At 61.6% G+C, this 17861-nt stretch carries 15 protein-coding genes and 2 pseudogenes; 12 read left to right on the top strand and 5 right to left on the bottom strand.

Annotation, left to right across the window (positions count from 1 at the left end; genetic code table 11):
• Positions 1–52: 52 nt before the first annotated feature.
• From NKH54_RS23790 to gfa, 4 genes are all read left to right on the top strand, one after another.
• On the top strand, positions 53–1369 hold the full coding sequence (locus tag NKH54_RS23790; protein ID WP_353029073.1) for an aspartate aminotransferase family protein: 1317 nt from the start codon (positions 53–55) through the stop codon (positions 1367–1369).
• 86 nt (positions 1370–1455) lie between these two features.
• Positions 1456–2880, top strand: a complete 1425-nt coding sequence (locus NKH54_RS23785) for an aspartate ammonia-lyase (protein ID WP_353029072.1) — start codon at positions 1456–1458, stop codon at positions 2878–2880.
• 68 nt (positions 2881–2948) lie between these two features.
• A complete protein-coding gene (locus NKH54_RS23780) occupies positions 2949–4076 on the top strand; it encodes an S-(hydroxymethyl)glutathione dehydrogenase/class III alcohol dehydrogenase (RefSeq protein WP_353029071.1) in 1128 nt (375 codons plus the stop codon).
• A gap of 67 nt (positions 4077–4143) precedes the next feature.
• Complete coding sequence (gene gfa / locus NKH54_RS23775) at positions 4144–4713, top strand: S-(hydroxymethyl)glutathione synthase (protein ID WP_352549792.1); 570 nt, start codon at positions 4144–4146, stop codon at positions 4711–4713.
• A gap of 424 nt (positions 4714–5137) precedes the next feature.
• On the opposite strand, the gene NKH54_RS23770 is transcribed toward gfa, so the two are convergent.
• Positions 5138–5500, bottom strand: coding sequence for a hypothetical protein (locus tag NKH54_RS23770; RefSeq protein ID WP_502907566.1), 363 nt, complete (start codon positions 5498–5500; stop codon positions 5138–5140).
• Between NKH54_RS23770 and tnpA the strand changes: the two genes are divergently transcribed.
• The 3 genes and pseudogenes from tnpA to NKH54_RS23755 form a co-directional block, all read left to right on the top strand.
• Complete coding sequence (gene tnpA / locus NKH54_RS23765; RefSeq protein WP_125007113.1) at positions 5499–5945, top strand: IS66-like element accessory protein TnpA; 447 nt, start codon at positions 5499–5501, stop codon at positions 5943–5945. The genes NKH54_RS23770 and tnpA overlap by 2 nt on opposite strands.
• A 26-nt stretch (positions 5946–5971) precedes the next feature.
• Positions 5972–6298 (top strand): IS66 family insertion sequence element accessory protein TnpB, encoded by a 327-nt coding sequence (gene tnpB, locus NKH54_RS23760; protein ID WP_502907569.1) that lies wholly within the window; start codon positions 5972–5974, stop codon positions 6296–6298.
• A gap of 58 nt (positions 6299–6356) precedes the next feature.
• Positions 6357–6694: pseudogene (locus NKH54_RS23755) on the top strand (transposase domain-containing protein); the annotation flags it as partial.
• Positions 6695–7167: 473 nt separating this feature from the next.
• Here the strand turns inward: NKH54_RS23755 and NKH54_RS23750 are convergent.
• The 4 genes and pseudogenes from NKH54_RS23750 to NKH54_RS23735 form a co-directional block, all read right to left on the bottom strand.
• Positions 7168–7437: a DNA -binding domain-containing protein gene (locus tag NKH54_RS23750; RefSeq protein ID WP_353029069.1), complete on the bottom strand. Its 270-nt coding sequence runs from the start codon at positions 7435–7437 to the stop codon at positions 7168–7170.
• Positions 7438–7990: 553 nt separating this feature from the next.
• Positions 7991–8616 (bottom strand): annotated as a pseudogene (locus NKH54_RS23745) (aldehyde dehydrogenase family protein); the annotation flags it as partial.
• Positions 8617–8752: 136 nt separating this feature from the next.
• Positions 8753–9244, bottom strand: a complete 492-nt coding sequence (locus NKH54_RS23740) for an Lrp/AsnC family transcriptional regulator (RefSeq protein WP_353029068.1) — start codon at positions 9242–9244, stop codon at positions 8753–8755.
• A 605-nt stretch (positions 9245–9849) separates the two neighbouring features.
• Complete coding sequence (locus NKH54_RS23735) at positions 9850–10752, bottom strand: LysR family transcriptional regulator (RefSeq protein ID WP_353029067.1); 903 nt, start codon at positions 10750–10752, stop codon at positions 9850–9852.
• Between the two features lie 108 nt (positions 10753–10860).
• On the opposite strand from NKH54_RS23735, the gene hglS reads away from it, so the two are divergent.
• Genes hglS through NKH54_RS23710 form a run of 5 tightly spaced genes read left to right on the top strand, consistent with a single transcriptional unit; the run spans position 10861 to position 17784 of the window.
• Positions 10861–12261: a 2-oxoadipate dioxygenase/decarboxylase HglS gene (gene hglS, locus NKH54_RS23730; protein ID WP_353029066.1), complete on the top strand. Its 1401-nt coding sequence runs from the start codon at positions 10861–10863 to the stop codon at positions 12259–12261.
• Positions 12262–12270: 9 nt separating this feature from the next.
• Positions 12271–13692, top strand: coding sequence for an FAD-binding oxidoreductase (locus NKH54_RS23725; protein WP_353029065.1), 1422 nt, complete (start codon positions 12271–12273; stop codon positions 13690–13692).
• A gap of 21 nt (positions 13693–13713) precedes the next feature.
• Positions 13714–15249 carry an L-piperidine-6-carboxylate dehydrogenase gene (amaB, locus tag NKH54_RS23720; protein WP_353029064.1) on the top strand — a complete coding sequence of 512 codons (1536 nt, stop codon included), beginning with the start codon at positions 13714–13716 and terminating at the stop codon, positions 15247–15249.
• 10 nt (positions 15250–15259) lie between these two features.
• On the top strand, positions 15260–16510 hold the full coding sequence (locus NKH54_RS23715; RefSeq protein ID WP_353029063.1) for a pyridoxal phosphate-dependent aminotransferase: 1251 nt from the start codon (positions 15260–15262) through the stop codon (positions 16508–16510).
• On the top strand, positions 16504–17784 hold the full coding sequence (locus NKH54_RS23710; RefSeq protein WP_353029062.1) for an NAD(P)/FAD-dependent oxidoreductase: 1281 nt from the start codon (positions 16504–16506) through the stop codon (positions 17782–17784). Before NKH54_RS23715 ends, NKH54_RS23710 begins: the two co-directional genes overlap by 7 nt.
• The last annotated feature ends 77 nt before the right edge of the window (positions 17785–17861 follow it).

The following is a 17861-nucleotide window of genomic DNA, read 5'->3' as shown; positions in this document are numbered from 1 at the left end:
GATATTGCGACCGCCTCCGGGCGGCTGCGGTCAGTTTCGAAAAGGACGACCAGTGATTGATCTATATCGACGCGAAAGCAATTCAATCTCGAACATGGCCCAGCTTCGGTTCTTTCCTCAGGCAATTGTCGGAGGAAAAGGATCGTATTTGCGCGGGGATGATGGTCGCCAGATTCTCGATTTTTCGGCATCTTGGGGCGCTGCCAGCTTGGGGCATGCTCATCCTTCTATTCGCGACGCCATTATTCGGGCGGCTTCAGATCAAGCTGGTGCAAGTTACCTCTCTTCCGCAACCGAACCCAGCGTACTTCTTGCAGAGAAGCTTTTATCGCTAGTTCCCGAGCGCTGCCGCGGCCGCGTATGGTTGGGGCACTCCGGCTCGGATGCCAACGAAACAGTTGCTCGAATGGTTGTGGCAGCCACCGGGCGCCGCCGAATCTTGGCATTCAAGGGCGCTTATCATGGCGGCACCAGCGGCTCCATGGCCGTTTCGGGTCATCCAGCGCTCAAAGGTGTGGAGAAATTCAGCGGCCTGATGTTGGTGCCCTATCCGGACAGCTACGCGACAGGTGATCCGGCAGCTGCAAGTGCCACGACGCTATCCTATTTGGAGGAGGTATTTTCAAAGGACGTGCGTCCGGAAGAAGTTGCTGCCTTCTTTATTGAACCGATACAGGGCGATGGAGGATTGCTGGTTCCGCCTGTCGGTTTCTTTATCGAGATCGAACGGTTTTGTCGTCGGCACGGGATTCTTCTGGTCTGCGACGAAGTCAAGTTTGGCCTAGCTCGAACCGGACTTCTACACGCCTTCGAACATTCCGGGATCGAGCCGGATATTGTGGTCTTTGGTAAAGGCTTGGGCGGAGGCCTACCGATGTCTGCGATCGTGGGCCCCGAGCCCATCATGAATCACTCTCCAACGTTTTCCTACCAGACGTTACACGGCAATCCTATCTGCGCGGCGGCGGCATTGGCGGTACTTGAGACGATCGAAAGGGATGGGCTGGTGAGGCATTCTGCAGAGGTCGGCTCTCATATGTTAGAGTCACTTGTCAAGCAATGCGACGAGTGGGAGTTGGTCGGTGATGTGCGAGGCAAAGGACTTGCCATTGGAATTGAACTTGTAGGCGACCGCGTGAGTCGCACTCCAGCCAAAACCCAGACGGCTCTTGCCGTTTATAGAGCGTTTCAGCTTGGGCTCGTAATGTATTATGTCGGCTCGAATTCGAACGTCCTAGAACTTACACCGCCACTTACATTGAGTAAAAGTGAAGCCGACGAAGGCATCGCTATGATTGGTCAAGCTCTTCAAGATGTCGCCGCTGGCAAGGTTCCGATCGACTTGATCTCGTCCTTTGCGGGCTGGTGAAGTGCCCGAGTTGGCCCGCGTTCGGCCTATCATCAGTTGGACGACTCGGTCCTTGCAACAATGCGGTTTACACACGAGGTATCATCGTGACGAACGCTCCACCAGTCGAGCGCATTGAGAAAGACCCGCTTGGTCCTGTGAGCATACCCGCTGACGCGTACTACGGTCCGCAGACAGCGCGAGGGATCGCCAACTTCCCAATTTCGGGCTTAAGGATCAGCCATTTTCCGAACTTAATCAAATCGCTTGCCTACGTGAAAATGGCAGCGGCACGCGCCAACGCGGGGCTCGGCGATCTAGACAAGCAAAAGGCCGATGTCATCTGCCAAGTCTGTGCAGAAATTGCGGCGGGCAGACATCTTGCCGAGTTCCCGCTCGATGTGTTTCAGGGCGGCGCCGGTACCTCGACCAACATGAACATCAACGAGGTCGTCGCCAACCGCGGCTTGGAGATCATGGGACTGCCACGCGGACAATACGACCAACTGCATCCCAATAACGACGTCAACTTCGCTCAGTCGACAAACGACGTTTATCCGACGGCGATCCGTCTTGCGATCCTTCTTTCGCAGGGGGCGCTGCAGCGAGCTTTGGAGCAGCTCGCGGGCGAGTTGGAGGCCAAGGCGGAGAACTTTTCGGACGTGATCAAGCTTGGCCGAACGCAGTTGCAGGACGCTGTTCCGATGACGCTGGGCCAAGAGTTTCAGGCTTTCGCGACGACACTACGCGAAGATGTAGCCCGTCTCGGTGAGATTTCCGCCTTCTTCCATGAAATCAACCTCGGTGGCACCGCGATTGGCACCGGCATCAATACGAATCCCGACTATCAGGCGGCAGCTGTCGCGGAGTTGCGTGCGATTTCCGGCCTGCCCGTCGTCCCGGCCGGAAATCTGATCGAAGCCTGCTGGGATACCGGCGCCTTCGTGCTCTTCTCGGGAATGCTAAAGCGGACGGCCACGAAACTCTCAAAGATATGCAACGATCTGCGGCTGCTTTCCAGCGGCCCGCGTGGGGGGCTGAACGAAATCAATTTGCCAGCGCTTCAGCCCGGCTCATCGATCATGCCCGGAAAGGTCAATCCTGTAGTGCCGGAGGTGGTCAACCAGGTCGCCTTCCAGATCATCGGTTACGATCTCACGATCACACTCGCCTCCGAAGCGGGGCAGCTGCAGTTGAACGTCATGGAGCCGGTGATCGCCTATAACATGCTGCACTCGCTTGAGCTTCTGACCAATGCCGTCGATGTTCTGCGCACGAGGTGCGTCGTGGGCATAACTGCCAATGCCGAGGCTTGCCGCAAACATCTCGAAGCCAGTACCGCCGTCGCAACGGCACTGACGCCTGTGATAGGCTACGAGCGGGCGGCAGAGCTTGCGAAGGAGGTCTTGGCCTCCGGCAAAACTATTCGCGAAGTCCTGGCCTTGCAGCCGGACCTTTCGGAGGATCTCATCGCGCAAACCGCCGATCCGCACCTTTTGACCCGCCCAATCCGATCACGATTGGCATCATAATAGCCGGCTGAAGTCATAACTCTTTGCGAGGCGGCAAATTCCGCCCATCAAAATAAGGGAAACAGGTGATGGACGTTCGCGCAGCAGTGGCAACGGAGGCCGGCAAGCCTCTCGAAATCATGACCGTGCAACTCGATGGTCCGCGCGATGGTGAGGTGCTGGTCGAGATCAAGGCGACCGGCATCTGCCATACCGACGAATTCACACTGTCGGGTGCCGATCCGGAAGGGCTGTTTCCGGCCATTCTCGGCCATGAAGGCGCCGGCGTGGTGGTCGATGTCGGCAAGGGTGTCACCTCGGTCAAGAAGGGCGACCATGTCATCCCGCTCTATACGCCCGAATGCCGTCAGTGCCCGTCCTGCCTGTCCAGAAAAACCAATCTGTGCACCGCCATCCGCGCCACCCAGGGGCAAGGGTTGATGCCGGACGGCTCGTCGCGCTTCTCGATCGGCAAGGACAAGATCTTCCACTACATGGGCTGCTCGACCTTCTCCAACTTCACCGTGCTGCCGGAGATCGCGGTGGCCAAGGTTAACCCCGACGCCCCCTTCGACAAGATCTGCTACATCGGCTGCGGCGTCACCACCGGCATTGGTGCGGTCATCAACACCGCCAAGGTCGAGCAAGGCGCGACATCGGTGGTCTTCGGCCTCGGCGGCATCGGCCTCAACGTCATCCAGGGCCTGAAGCTTGCCGGCGCCGACATGATCATCGGTGTCGATCTGAACAACGACAAGAAGGAGTGGGGCGAGCGATTCGGAATGACGCATTTCGTCAATCCGAAGGAGATCGACGGCGACATCGTGCCCCACCTCGTCAACATGACCAAGCGCGGCGCCGACCAGATCGGCGGCGCCGACTATACATTCGATTGCACCGGCAACACCAAGGTCATGCGCCAGGCGCTGGAAGCCTCGCATCGCGGTTGGGGCAAGTCGGTCGTCATCGGCGTCGCCGGCGCCGGCCAGGAGATCTCGACCAGGCCGTTCCAGCTGGTCACCGGCCGCAGCTGGATGGGCACCGCCTTCGGCGGCGCGCGCGGCCGCACCGACGTGCCGAAGATCGTCGACTGGTATATGGACGGCAAGATCCAGATCGACCCGATGATCACCCACACGCTGAAGCTCGAGGACATCAACAAGGGATTCGACCTCATGCATGAGGGCAAGTCGATCCGCAGTGTCGTGGTTTACTAAAGACAGCCACACGCCGCCGGCCATCCGGCTGGCGACCCTTGTGGTGAAACATGGGAGGAGAGAAAAAATGGCGGAGAAACTGCATCCGAAGATCGACAATGGGCTGCCCAGGGAAAGCGCCAGCTTTGCCGGCGGCACGCTGGTCTGCGCCTGCACCAGCAAGCCGGTCAAGGTGAAGGTCAAGGGCCAAATCGCCCACAACCACGCCTGCGGCTGCACCAAATGCTGGAAGCCCGAAGGTGCTGTATTCTCGGTGGTGGCGGTCGCCGGCACCGGCGATGTCACCGTCACCGAGAATGGCGACAAGCTCAAGGTGGTCGACCCCTCGGCGCTGATCCAGCGTCATGCCTGCACCCAATGCGGGGTCCACATGCACGGGCCGGTCGAGCGCGACCATCCGTTCAAGGGCCTGTCCTTCATCCATCCCGAGCGCTTCGAGGAAGACGGCTGGTCGCCGCCGGGCTTCACCGCCTTCGTGTCCTCGATCATCGAATCGGGTGTCGATCCGAGCCGCATGGACGGCATTCGCGGCAGGCTGAGGACAATCGGGCTGGAGCCCTACGACTGCCTCAATCCGGGCCTGATGGACTACATCGCCACCTGGACGGCGAAGAAGTCCGGCGCCCTGCCGGCCTGAACGACGTGAGATTTCAGGTTTGGGGCCGGACGTGTTTCCGGCCCCTCAACTGTGTGAGCGTGGTGTGAGAAGTGGCCAGTCCTTGGTCTCTGCAGCTGGAAGCAAAGGTTGCTCAGAAGATGGAGCCTCAAGCAAAGGAAGATGAGCCTTGGCACACTTTTGCCGTGCGTTCTTCGGAGCAATTCCGCCATGATTGCGACGCGGCCGCCATGTCTTCGCGCTTAGCACCTACCTCGGCCACGCCCACGTCACCGATACTTACTGATATCTGCTAAGCAGCATCCAAATAATCCGCGACCAGCGCGAATGCTCCCGGGACCGCGACTTTCTGATTGGGTAACATTGTAGGGTTCGAGGAATTTTCTGCGCATCACGTATTGCTCAGCGTCACCTCTGCTCGCGCGGCGAGGCAAGGCCCTGCACGCTAGTCCGGTTCGTCGAGTTCTGGAAATGGGGTCACTGACCAGCCAATTACCTCGGCGGCACGCCGAAGTATCATCTGGGTCAGAGCATGACTGGGCGAAGCGGCGACGACATGGCCAATCACGTCTCGGTAATCGCCTGTCCGAACGATCGGCGTCTTGGGTTCAACATACAATTTGACCTCAGCGACACCCGATAGAGCCGCCGCCCGACTGGCGCCATGGATCCGGTCGAGGACCCCATCGCAGTCAGAAGTCAGAAATCGAACGCCCGCAGCATGTGAACGGTAAGCGCTGTCCCGTTGGCACCTTTCGCGCGTTGTCGTGAGCGACGATGCTCGGAGCCTTTGAGGGCTTCGACACATGACGATTTCAGAGCTTACGCTTAAGTCCAGGGACGAGGAGCCGGTTCGACGGCTTGAGATATTCACGGGTTCTGGACGGCGGCGCGGATGGTTGCCGGAGGAGAAGGCGCGGATCGTGGCGGAAAGCTACGATGCTGGCGAGACCGTGAGCGCGGTGGCCCGGCGATATGCATTGTCCCCGCAGCAGTTGTTCGCCTGGCGCCGGTCCGCGCGGGTGCCGTTTGAGAATGCGCCGGCACCGGAGCCGTTGTTTGTTCCAGCAGTGGTCGCGGCATCGGAGCCCGAACCTGCGGGGAAGCGCGCGAGATCGACACGGAAGCGGAAGGCCGTGCGAGAAGCCGGCGTGATTGAGCTGGAGATTGACGGCGTCGCCATGCGGGTCGGTCGTGGCGCCGACGCCAGGACGGTGGCGGCGGTGATCCGTGCGCTGAAGGCGCCGTCGTGATCGGGCCGACGGGTGTGGTCAAGGTGATGGTCGCGACGAAGCCGGTGGACTTCCGCAAGGGGGCCGAGGGCTTGGCGGCGCTGGTGCGCGACACAATGGGCGCCGATCCGTTCTCTGGCACGGTCTACGTCTTCAGGGCCAAGCGCGCCGACCGGGTCAAGTTGGTGTACTTCGACGGTACCGGCGTGTGCCTGCTGGCGAAGCGTCTGGAGGACGGGAAGTTCTGCTGGCCTGCCATCACCGATGGCGTGGTGAGGTTGTCGGCGGCGCAATTGCAGGCGCTCCTGGAAGGGTTGGATTGGCGGCGCGTGCATGACGCCCGCGAGACGCGCGCGCCGGTCGCGGCAAGTTGATTCCATGGGAGGCTAGAGGCGGTGGCAAAGCATTGGAATGCATGATTGAATCGGACTTGTGAGCAACCCGGCCGAGCCTCAGACCAACGATCCGATCGCGCTTCAGGCGATGCTCGCGGCGAGCGCGCCGAGAACGAGCGGCTGCGCCAGATCATCAAGGAACTGCAGCGCCACCGCTTCGGCCGCAGGGCAGAGAGCCTGCCCGTCGAGCAGCTGCTGCTGGGCCTGGAAGAGGCCGAGCAGGTCGAGGCCAAAGGCTTCGCCGCGGAGGACACCGCCGATACTGCCAAGCGCGAGGCTCGCGCCAGGAAGCGCCGCGCCAACCGTGGGTCACTGCCCGCGCATCTGCCGCGTATCGAGCAGATCATCGACATTCCCGACAAGATCTGCCCGTGCGAGCCGATTCAGGGTCCCAATTGATTGCGGGCCGATTGACATCCGGCATAGTGGTGCGTCAACGGCTGGGGCTCAACTGTACTATGGTAGCGCGTAACGGAGCTGACCTCACAGGCGAGTGAATTCGAGCCATATCCACTGACGACCCATGGGCTGGCGCGGACCGGTGCGTAGTGGCGGCATCTGCCTAACGAATACGGCAAGTGGGCACAGCGTTTTCCGCCGTGATCGGCGTTGGCTTGGCACCCGCGATCGGTCGAAGTTCTCCCAATGGTCGCTAAGCGCCGAGATCTCTTGGACCCGCCGGCCCGTCCTCGCGCCGTCGGGGATCAAAGCTCCGCCTGCTCCGGCGGTCAAGCCAACCTAGGCCTTCGAATTTGAACCGAATCCCGCAGCCCCGACCCTCAAACCGCTCTTGTCGCGGACGCGGTGGTCATGTCTGGCAAGCGGAGCGTGTCGCGGCCCGTTCGCCCTCATCCGGCGAACAATTCCTTGTAACCGGTCGTCACCATCCAGTTCGCCCGATCGAGATGGCTTCGCGCGGCTTTCCGCGCGCGCTCCGGTTCATGCACCGGATCGATGCCGAGGATGATCTGCGCCATCTCCTCATAGCTGGCACCGTCGGCGCCTGCATCCAGGAGCCTCACGTAGGTCGTGAAGTGCTCCTTGTCGTAGGCGGTCAGGCTGTCGGACCAAAGGACTTCGTCTTTAAGGCCTGGTTCAACGTCTGGGTATTTTGTCATGATATCGGGCTCCGGAAGTATGTAATCGGGAGATCGAGAATTTCTTTTCGACAGCCTAACCAAGCGGATGGGCAACATCGTCCCTAAGATGACATCCCGATCATGGTTCGCAAGCGCCCGCTCGAGGCGACATGGGGACCTTCAGGCAATTCAACTCCAGGTTAGGAATGAATCGCAAAAAGCTCAAGACCGTGCGGCTGCACGCGGACTGCTCGGGCATCAATTTCACATTCCAAAAAGAGAGGATGGCGAAACAGAAACCGCCCGCTCGATTTCGAGATCACTGACAAGCTCGGCCTAAAGCCCACGACCGAGACGCGCTTCGCGGCAGGCTGCAACCCTGTGTGAAATGCGCCAAGCACCGCAGTGCGGTCGCCATTAAAGATGTCGAGCGGATTGGGCACGGACTTGCCATAGCGGAGATAGGTCCATCGCGATGGTTGCCCTTCTAGCAACAGCGCGAAGCCTAGTCGAGAATGGCAATATCGACTTCGCATAAGCGGCGTCTTGTGATTTTTCGTGGAATGAGGACCCTGTTTGAGGGGTGATTTTCGTCCAAACGGCGCAAGCGCCGACAACGGCGTTTCCGAGGATGGGTGCGCGACGATGGTGCAGCCCGCGGCAAGGGCCGCGGCCGCCTTTGGGGGTCAGCATCGCCGACGGAAAGTTCCATGGCGTGACGATGCCGACGACGCCGAGTGGCTCGCGCCGCACCATCATCTCGGCCCCGGGCAGATGGCTGGTGACGCTCTCGGCGTTGAGGCGTTTTGCTTCCTCGGCATACCACTCGACGAAGGAGGCGGCATAGTCGATCTCGCCAAGCGACTCCTTTAATGGCTTGCCCTGTTCCAAGGTCATCAGCAGAGCGAGGTCGTCTTTGGCGGCGATGATCAGCTCGAACCATTTTCGCAGGATTTTCGAGCGCTCCTGCGGGAGCAGTGTCCGCCAGGCAAGGAAGGCGCGCGCGGCGGCATCGATCGCTTTTGTCGTCTGGCATGCATCAAGCGCGGCGACGAAGGCGACGGTGGCGCCGCTGGCCGGATCGGAGACTTCGAAGCTTTCGGCGGTGTCGCTCGCCGTCCACTGTCCATCGACATGGGCGAGCTCGCGCAGCAGCCGGCGGTCGAGGAGGCGGTCGAGTGCGTCATGGCGGTTCGTGCGGGCAAAGTGCGTGGACATGGTTGAGGCCTCCGGGTCCGGACTGATGCGGGAAGACTATTCGCCATTGGCAGACAGAGAAGCTGTTTGAATGCCTGCCTGTAGAGAGAGAGACTCTGTATTGTACGCCGCGACAAGGGGATATCTCTATGGTTCGTTATGATTGCGCGGGCAGCAAGTCGGCCAAGGGCAAGACGGTCTCGTCTTTCACTGTCTTGGTGACAACGAAGGTGAAGTAACGGTCGATGCCGATCTCGCGCTCAAGCAAGGTGTCGACCAGCCGCTGATACCCGTCGATGTCGCGTGCCATCACCTTCAGCACATAGTCGACGCCGCCGCCCACCGACCAGCAGGCGACGATCTCGGGAATGTCGCGGATGACGCGTTCGAAGCGGTCGAAATCGGCCTGGCGGTGGTAGGCCAGCGTCACCTCCATCAGCACGGTGGCGACTGGCGCGACGACGCGCATGGCGATCTTGGCGTGATAGCCCGCAACGATGCCGGCCTTTTCCAGCTTGCGCAGCCGCATCCAGCACGGCGTCGGCGACAGCCCGACCTGTTCGGCCAGCGCCAGCTTGGTGATGCGCCCGTCGCGCTGGATGGCGTCGAGGATCTTCAGGTCGATCGGATCGAGTCTTAGGAACGCCATGCTAAAGTATCCATTTGACGCACTTATATCAGTCCAACTTCCAGCCTGTAGCATGCTCCGTCGTCAGCCGATCGCCATATGATCGGCTCCCAGCCCCGTTGTTAAACCCCGTCGCCATTCCTGAGAAAACGCCAGGCCGACACCTACTGTCGTGTTTGTCGAATGCGCGACACATTGGTTTCGGCCTGATGCCTGCTACACACCGGGTCAAGTCACTGGCGTTCTGGGCGGCGATCGTGGCAGTCCCCTTGGCAGTTGTCCTTGGCCTGCTCGGCGTCCGCGCACGCGGGAAAATTGCCGTTCCGAGAGACGGCGTTGGTAAGCCGGTCGCGCCTGAGGACATAGTGGGCGAGTACGCAACGGCTGTCACGCCAGCGCCGACTTTAGCGGTACATCGAAATGCCAAGCCATCGCATGTACCCCGCGGGTTCCTATACATGAAAGCATGATGCACGCCAGGGCGTTCTTAACCCTTCAGTATGTCGGTTATCCAGGGCAAATATTGCCATGCCGGAAAGCGGTGGCCTGCTAGCTCTATTAGAGCTGAACCCATTCGATCGCAGCGCACATGCGACCGGGAAGATGAACGGTAGGGTTCCACAAACTCAAGCCTGGCGTCCAATCTGACTTATGAGCCAAGAGACGAAATGCTGGCTAATTGAGGAGGGCGGACTGTCCTCTGGCAGCACGGCGTAATAGCAATTTTCCGTTTCCATCGGCAGGTCGAGAACGACCTGAAGTTCGCCGGATTTCAATTCCTGCTCGATCAGGTAACGTGGAAGCAGCGCATAACCCATGCCGGCAACCGCCGCTTTGATGATCATCGAGAATTGATCGAAGCGGTGCCCTCTGTAGGCGGTCTCGCCGGGTAGCCCGGCCAACTCCAGCCATTGCGACCAGAGCCTCGGGCGCGTTGCCAGATGCAGCAGGGGCTCGTTGAGAAAACCGGCCGGCGTCAGGTTAGGTCCTGACGCCAGCAGCGCACCGCCGGCCACCGGCAGGATCGACTCGCTGCAGAGATAGGTGCAGGTGGCGCGCGCCCAAACCGGCTGTCCGTAGTGGATGGCGAGTTCGAAATTCTCTTCCTCGAAGTCGAAAGGCGCCGAGCGCGAACCGACATTGAGGACCACGCCCGGGTGCTGGCGCAGGAAATCAGGCAAGCGAGGACTGAGCCAGCGGCTGCCGAATGTCGGCAAGGTGGCGATGCTCAGGCTCGATCTGGCGTCGGCGCATGACATTGCGCGCAGCATCGTCTCTTCTGCTTGCTGCAGGAGCTTCCGCGCTTCCGGCAGGAAGCGCCGCCCATTGTCGGAAAGCACCACGCGCTGCCGGATGCGTTCGAACAGCAGCGCGCCGAGATAGACTTCCAGATCCTTGACCTGACGGCTGACGGCGCTCTGGGTAAGGTTGAGCTCCCTGCCGGCACGCGTGAAGCTCGCGTGTCTTGCCGCGCATTCGAACGCCTGGATTGCAACCAGGTCTGGCATCAACTTTCTGCTCAACATCATGCGTATCTCGCATCAACCTAGTCGACATCGTCGTAATCCTTGCCGGAGGAATTCCTATATCACTCTGTTCCGGAATGATCTCATGTTTTCTCAAAAGTGAGACCCACCGTGCAAAATGCTGCTTTCGTTGCATCCGATGACATTCGTTCTGCCTTTTCGGCGGCGATGTCAGCCATGTACCGGGCCGAGGTTCCCACCTACGGCACGCTGATTGAACTGGTCGCCGAGGTGAATGCCGGAGTGCTGGATGCCATGCCAGTACTACGCCAGTGGCTCGATGCGACGGATTCGCTCGACCGCATCTCGGAAGAGCGGCACGGCGCGATCCGCCTGGGAACGCCGGCCGAACTCTCGATGATGCGGCGCGTGTTCGCGGTGATGGGCATGCATCCAGTCGGTTATTACGACCTCAGCACGGCCGGCGTGCCGGTCCATTCGACGGCGTTTCGTCCGGTTGGTGCCGAAGCGCTAAGCCGCAATCCTTTTCGCGTCTTCACCTCGTTGCTCAGAATTGATCTGATCGGCGACGAGGCTCTACGGGTGGAAGTGGAGACTATTCTTGCCGCACGTCGGATTTTCACGGACAGCGCCGCCGAACTCACCGAAAAGGCTGAGAAACAGGGCGGTCTGTATCGAGCGGATGCGGATCGTTTCGTCGCCGAAATCCTCGAGACCTTTCGCTGGCACGATCAGGCTTGCGTCAGCGTTGACATGTATCAGAGGCTGCATCGTCAGCATCGGCTTGTCGCCGACGTGGTCTCCTTCAAGGGCCCGCACATCAACCATCTGACGCCGCGCACGCTCGATATCGATGCGGTGCAGGCGGGAATGCCGGCGCGCGGCATCGAACCCAAGGCGGTCGTTGAAGGCCCGCCCACCCGCCAATGCCCGATCTTGCTCAGGCAGACATCGTTCAAGGCGTTGGACGAGCCGGTCTCGTTCAAATCAGATGATGGCGCCTGGACGACCGGCTCGCACACGGCGCGCTTCGGCGAGATCGAGCAGCGCGGTGTGGCGCTGACCCCCAAGGGTCGGGCGCTCTACGACAGCTTGCTCGACGCCACCCGCAAGATTGTCAGGCCGACGGCGGACGGATCGAATGCCGCTGACTATGTCGAGGCGTTGTCGCAGACATTCCGGTCGTTTCCCGACACATGGGATGGCATCCGCGCCGACGGCCTTGGCTATTTTACCTATTCGCTGACCGAGCGAGGGCGTCAGGTCGGCAGTGCCTATGCCGACGATATCGATCTGCTGGTGGCGGAAGGTTTTGTCCGTTTCGATCCGATCGTCTACGAGGATTTCCTCCCCGTAAGTGCCGCCGGCATCTTCCAGTCCAATTTGGGCGACGAGGCGGCTGAGGATTTCGTCGCCAGTCCCAATCAGCGGCGCTTCGAAGCCGCCCTTGGCGCCAGCGTCCTCGACGAATTCGAGCACTATGCAGCCATCGAGCAGGCGTCAATCGACGACTGCCGACGCGCTCTGCGCGCTTTTCAGGCAGCGGAGTAGACAGTCGACATGATCGGCGAGCGGCACAAGACAGCTTTGGTCGAAATCCTCGGCGCGGACGGGGTTGTCCAGGATTGCGCCAGCTTGGCCGCCTATGAGAATGGCGCGCGCTATGACCGGGGTAGCGCCGCATTGGTGCTGCGCCCTCGCGGCACGGCGGAGATATCCGCTTGCGTCGCCTACTGCGTTCGCGAGCATATCGCGCTCATCCCGCAGTCGGGCAACACCGGCTTGGTTTCCGGCTCAACGCCGGATACCAGTGGAGCGCAGGTCGTGCTCAGCCTCGACCGGATGACAGCGATTTTCGATCTTGATATCGACAACCGCTCGATCCGCGTCGACGCTGGAACCAGACTGTCGGACATCAACGAACGGCTCGCGCCTGGCGGCCTCTTCTTCCCGATCGACCTGGGCGCCGATCCGCGCGTGGGCGGCATGCTGGCAACCAACACCGGCGGCTCGCGGTTTCTGAAATATGGCGACGTGCGCCGCAATACGCTGGGCGTGAAGGTCGTCCTTGCGGACGAGGCTGGCACCGTGGTCGATCTGCTGTCGGGGCTGCGCAAGAACAATACGGGCGTCGACTGGAAGCAGCTTTTTATCGGAACATCCGGCACGTTCGGCATTGTCACCGAATGCGTGCTCAATCTGGAGCGTCTGCCGACCCAGGTTTCAACAGCCTATCTGGTGCCGCGGACAGGCACTGCCGTCATGCCCTTGCTGCGAGCGATAGAAGAACGTCTGGGATCATACCTGTCGGCCTTCGAAGGCATGTCGGGGAAGGCGATCGCTGCAGCGATCGCCCACGTTCCGTCGCTGCGCAATCCGTTCGAGAATCGCGGCATTCCCGGCTATGTCATCCTGGCCGAAATTTCCCGTAGTTGGGGCCCGCGCGAGGGCGAGCAGTCGCTCGATGCCGTGCTGGAGGCGGTGCTGGCCGAGATCTGGGAAGCGGACGGCGCGCCGCTCGCCGATGCCTTTGTCGGCCCCGCGAACGAGATGTGGGCGCTGCGCCACGCTTTGTCGGAGGGCGTCAAGCATGCGGGCCGTCTCGTGGCCTTCGACCTGTCGTTCCGCAGGGCCGACGTGCTGGCGTTCTGCGACTGGATGAAGGTCGAGTTGCCCCGTCATTTTGCCAATGTCGCAATTTTCGATTTTGGCCATGTCGGCGACGGCGGCGTGCATTTCAATCTGGTGGTCGACGAAGCTCGGGCCGGTGCCGTCGATGGCGACTTCGAACGGCGCCTGCGCGACTGGGTCTATTCGATCGCCGTCGACCGGTTTGGCGGGAGCTTCAGCGCCGAGCACGGCGTCGGCCGCACGAACCAAGCCTACTACGATCTCTACACGCAGAAAAAGCACAAGGACCTTGCCGCTGGCCTGAAGCAACTGACGTCGCCAGGGCGCCTTGGTTCGGTGTGTTTCGGATAAATCAAAACAGGAGTTTGTCGGATGAACATTGCCCATAAATCGATCGATGTAGGCAAGGAAACGGCCGCACTTCTTGCGAAGCTTGGTGTTCCGGGGGATGCGCTTACGGGCGGCGACCTGATCGTGAAGAGCCCGGTGACGGGTGAGCAGATCGCGGCGCTGAAGATGATCTCGCCGGCCGATGCGGCCAAGGTGATCGATGCCGCGCACAAGGCGTTCCAGTCGTGGCGGCTGGTGCCGGGCCCCAAGCGCGGCGAACTGGTGCGGCTGCTCGGCGAGGAATTGCGCGCCCACAAGACCGAGCTTGGCCGGTTGGTATCCATCGAGGTGGGGAAAATCCCGTCCGAAGGGCTCGGCGAAGTGCAGGAGATGATCGACATCTGCGATTTCGCCGTCGGCCTCTCCCGGCAATTGTACGGCCTGACCATCGCCACCGAGCGTCCCGGACATCGCATGATGGAAACCTGGCATCCGCTTGGCGTCGTCGGCGTCATCTCGGCCTTCAACTTCCCGGTCGCGGTGTGGTCGTGGAACGCAGCGCTTGCGCTGGTCTGCGGCGATGCGGTGGTGTGGAAACCATCGGAGAAGACACCACTGACGGCGCTGGCCTGCGAGGCCATCTTCAAGCGGGCGGTCAAGCGCTTTGGTTCGGATGCGCCGGAGGGTCTGGCGCCGGTGCTGATCGGCGACCGCGCGGTCGGCGAGATCCTGGTCGATCATCCGAAGGTGCCGCTGGTCTCTGCCACCGGCTCGACGCGCATGGGCCGCGATGTCGGCCCGCGTCTGGCCAAGCGCTTTGCCCGCGCCGTTCTCGAGCTTGGCGGCAACAATGCCGGCATTGTCTGCCCGAGTGCCGATCTCGACATGGCGCTGCGCGCCATCGCCTTTGGCGCCATGGGCACGGCCGGCCAGCGCTGCACGACACTGCGCCGCCTGTTCGTCAATGACAGCGTCTATGATGCTTTGCTGCCGCGCCTGAAGAAGGCCTATGAGAGCGTCTCTGTCGGCAACCCGCTGGAGACATCCTCGCTGGTCGGGCCGCTGATCGACAAGGCGGCCTATGACGCCATGCAGAAGGCGCTGAAGGAAGCCGCAGCTCACGGCGGCAAGGTGACCGGTGGCAGCCGGGTCGAGAACGGCCATGCGGAAGCCTATTACGTGCATCCGGCCTTGGTCGAAATGCCCCGGCAAGTCTCGCCGGTGACGGAGGAGACCTTCGCGCCGATCCTCTATGTGATGAAGTATACCGACTTCGACGCGGTGCTCGACGAGCACAATGCGGTGGGCGCCGGGTTGTCGTCGTCGATCTTCACGCGCGACCTGCAGGAATCGGAGCGCTTCCTCAGTGTCGAGGGTTCGGACTGCGGCATTGCCAATGTCAACATCGGCACTTCGGGCGCCGAGATCGGCGGGGCGTTCGGCGGCGAGAAAGAAACCGGCGGCGGCCGCGAGAGCGGCTCCGATGCGTGGAGGGCCTATATGCGCCGCGCCACCAACACGATCAACTACTCCAAGGCGCTGCCGCTCGCCCAAGGCGTCTCCTTCGATATCGAGTGAGGATCAGGCAATGAACGTCAGCACACGGATCGACGAGGCCGGCTTCGTGCCGGCATCGCGAATATCTTCCATCGGGGTTTCGCAGATCCTGAAGATCGGCGCCCGCGCCCAGGCGATGAAGCGCGCCGGCGCACCGGTGATCATCCTGGGGGCGGGCGAGCCGGATTTCGACACGCCCGACAACGTGAAGCAGGCAGCCTGCCGTGCCATCGAGCGCGGCGACACCAAATACACGGCGCTCGATGGCACACCTGAGCTCAAGCAGGCCATCCGGCAAAAATTCCAGCGTGAGAACGGCCTCGATTATGCCGCTGACGAAATCACGGTGGCGACCGGCGCCAAGCAGGTTCTGTTCAATGCGATGATGGCGACGCTGGATGCGGGAGACGAGGTCATCATCCCGACGCCGGCATGGACGTCCTATCTGGACATCGTCGCCATCGCCGAGGGAAAGTCGGTCTGCGTCCCGTGCAGCGCGCAAGCCGGCTTCAAGCTGAACGCGAACCAGCTCGAGGCGGCGATCACGCCAAGAACGAAATGGCTGATCCTGAACTCGCCTTCCAACCCGTCGGGCGCGGCCTACAGCGAGGCCGACTATCGGCCGCTGATCGAGGTTCTGCTGCGCCATCCGAATGTCCGCTTGCTGGTCGACGACATGTACGAGCACATCGTCTATGACGATTTTCGTTTCGCCACGCCTGTCGCGCTGGAGCCGCGCCTGAAGGCGCGGACGCTGACCGTCAACGGCGTTTCGAAGGCCTACGCCATGACCGGCTGGCGGATCGGCTATGCCTGCGGCTCGCGCGAATTGATCAAGGCGATGGCGGTGGTGCAGAGCCAGTCGACCTCTTGCCCGTCATCGGTCAGCCAGGCGGCAGCGGTCGAAGCTCTGTCCGGTCCGCAGGATTTCCTGAAGGCCAGAACGGAAAGTTTCCGGGAGCGCCGCGATCTCGTCGTCACCGGGCTGAACGCCATCGAAGGAATCGACTGCCGCGTGCCGGAAGGTGCCTTCTACACCTTTGCCGGTTGCGCCGGCCTGATCGGCAAGATGACGCCTGCCGGCAAGCCGATCGAAACCGATACCGACTTTTGCGACCATCTGCTCGAAGACGCTCATGTCGCGGTCGTGCCGGGCGCGGCTTTCGGCCTGTCGCCGTTCTTCCGTATTTCCTACGCGACATCCGAAGCGGAGCTGAGGGAAGCGATCCGGCGCATTTCCGCAGCTTGCGCCTGCCTTGGGGGACGAGCCGACCAATGCTGAACAACCCCCGTTCCCATGGCCTATGGGAAGCGACCGCACCACAGGCGCCGGCAACGGCGGCACTTGACGGCGAGGTATCGGCCGACATGGTTGTCGTCGGTGGCGGCTATACGGGGATGTCGTGCGCCCTTCATCTGGCCGAGGCGGGCCGCCGGGTGGTGTTGCTGGAAAGCCGTGAGATCGGCTTTGGCGGCGCCGGCCGCAATGTCGGGCTGATCAATGCCGGCTTGTGGCTGATGCCGGACGATCTGATCACCGCGCTTGGCCCTGTCCATGGCGAACGGCTGCTGGGGCTGCTCGGCGATGGCCCGGCATTGGTGATGGATATCATCGACAGGCATGGCGACTGCGAGCTGGAGCGAAATGGTACGCTTCACTGCGCTGTCGGTCCCGCAGGGCTGAAAGAGATCAAGGAGCGCGAGGCGCAGTGGCAAAGGCGCGGGGCGCCGGTGCGTGTTCTCGATGCCGAGCAAACGAAAGTAAGGCTGGGCACGCCGGCCTATTGCGGCGCCTTGCTCGATGAGCGCGCCGGCACGCTGCAGCCGCTCGCCTATGCGCGCGGCCTTGCCCAAGCCTGTCTCCGAGCCGGCGTGACGATACATACATCCAGTCCTGTCGTCGCCGCCGACCGGAAAGGTGATGGGTGGACTGTCCGCACCGCCGGCGGCGCCGTCGATGCCGAGTGGATAGTGGTCGCCACGGACGCGTATGGCACTGGGCCGTGGCGAAGCACGCGTGCCGAGCAGGTGCATCTGCCATACTTCAATCTGGCAACGCAGCCGCTCGGCGCCGATCTGTTGCGAACCGTCCTGCCCGGACGCGAGGGCGCTTGGGACACCAGGACAATCCTGTCTTCTTTCAGGCTGGACAGGTCGGGACGGCTGGTCTTCGGCAGTGTCGGTGCGTTGCGTAACACCGGGACGGCCATCCACAAGGCGTGGGCCAGACGGGCACTGACGAAGCTCTATCCGCAGCTTGGCAATATTGCCTTCGACCATGAGTGGTACGGACAGATCGGCATGACGTCGGATGCGCTGCCGCGCTTCCACAGATTTGGCAGGAATGTTGTCGGCTTCAGCGGCTACAATGGTCGCGGCATCTCGCCAGGCACGGTCTTCGGCCGTGAGCTCGCCTTGCTGATCCTTGGCGAACAAAACGAGGCGCAGCTGCCGTTGCCGCCATCGGCCCTGGTCGAAATCCCATTCATGCCCGCTCGGGAAGCTTGGTATGAGATAGGCGCACAGATCGCGCAGCTGGCGTCAGCGCGCTTGTAAGCACCGAAGCCGCTCCCAAATCGGCTACACGAGCGACTATGCCGGCGGTCCAGAAGAACCGCAGCTTTAAAGCGCCA

Origin of the sequence: Mesorhizobium sp. M1004 (assembly GCF_040318795.1) — a bacterium.
GTDB lineage: Bacteria > Pseudomonadota > Alphaproteobacteria > Rhizobiales > Rhizobiaceae > Mesorhizobium.
This window is presented reverse-complemented; position numbering and strand designations above follow the sequence as displayed.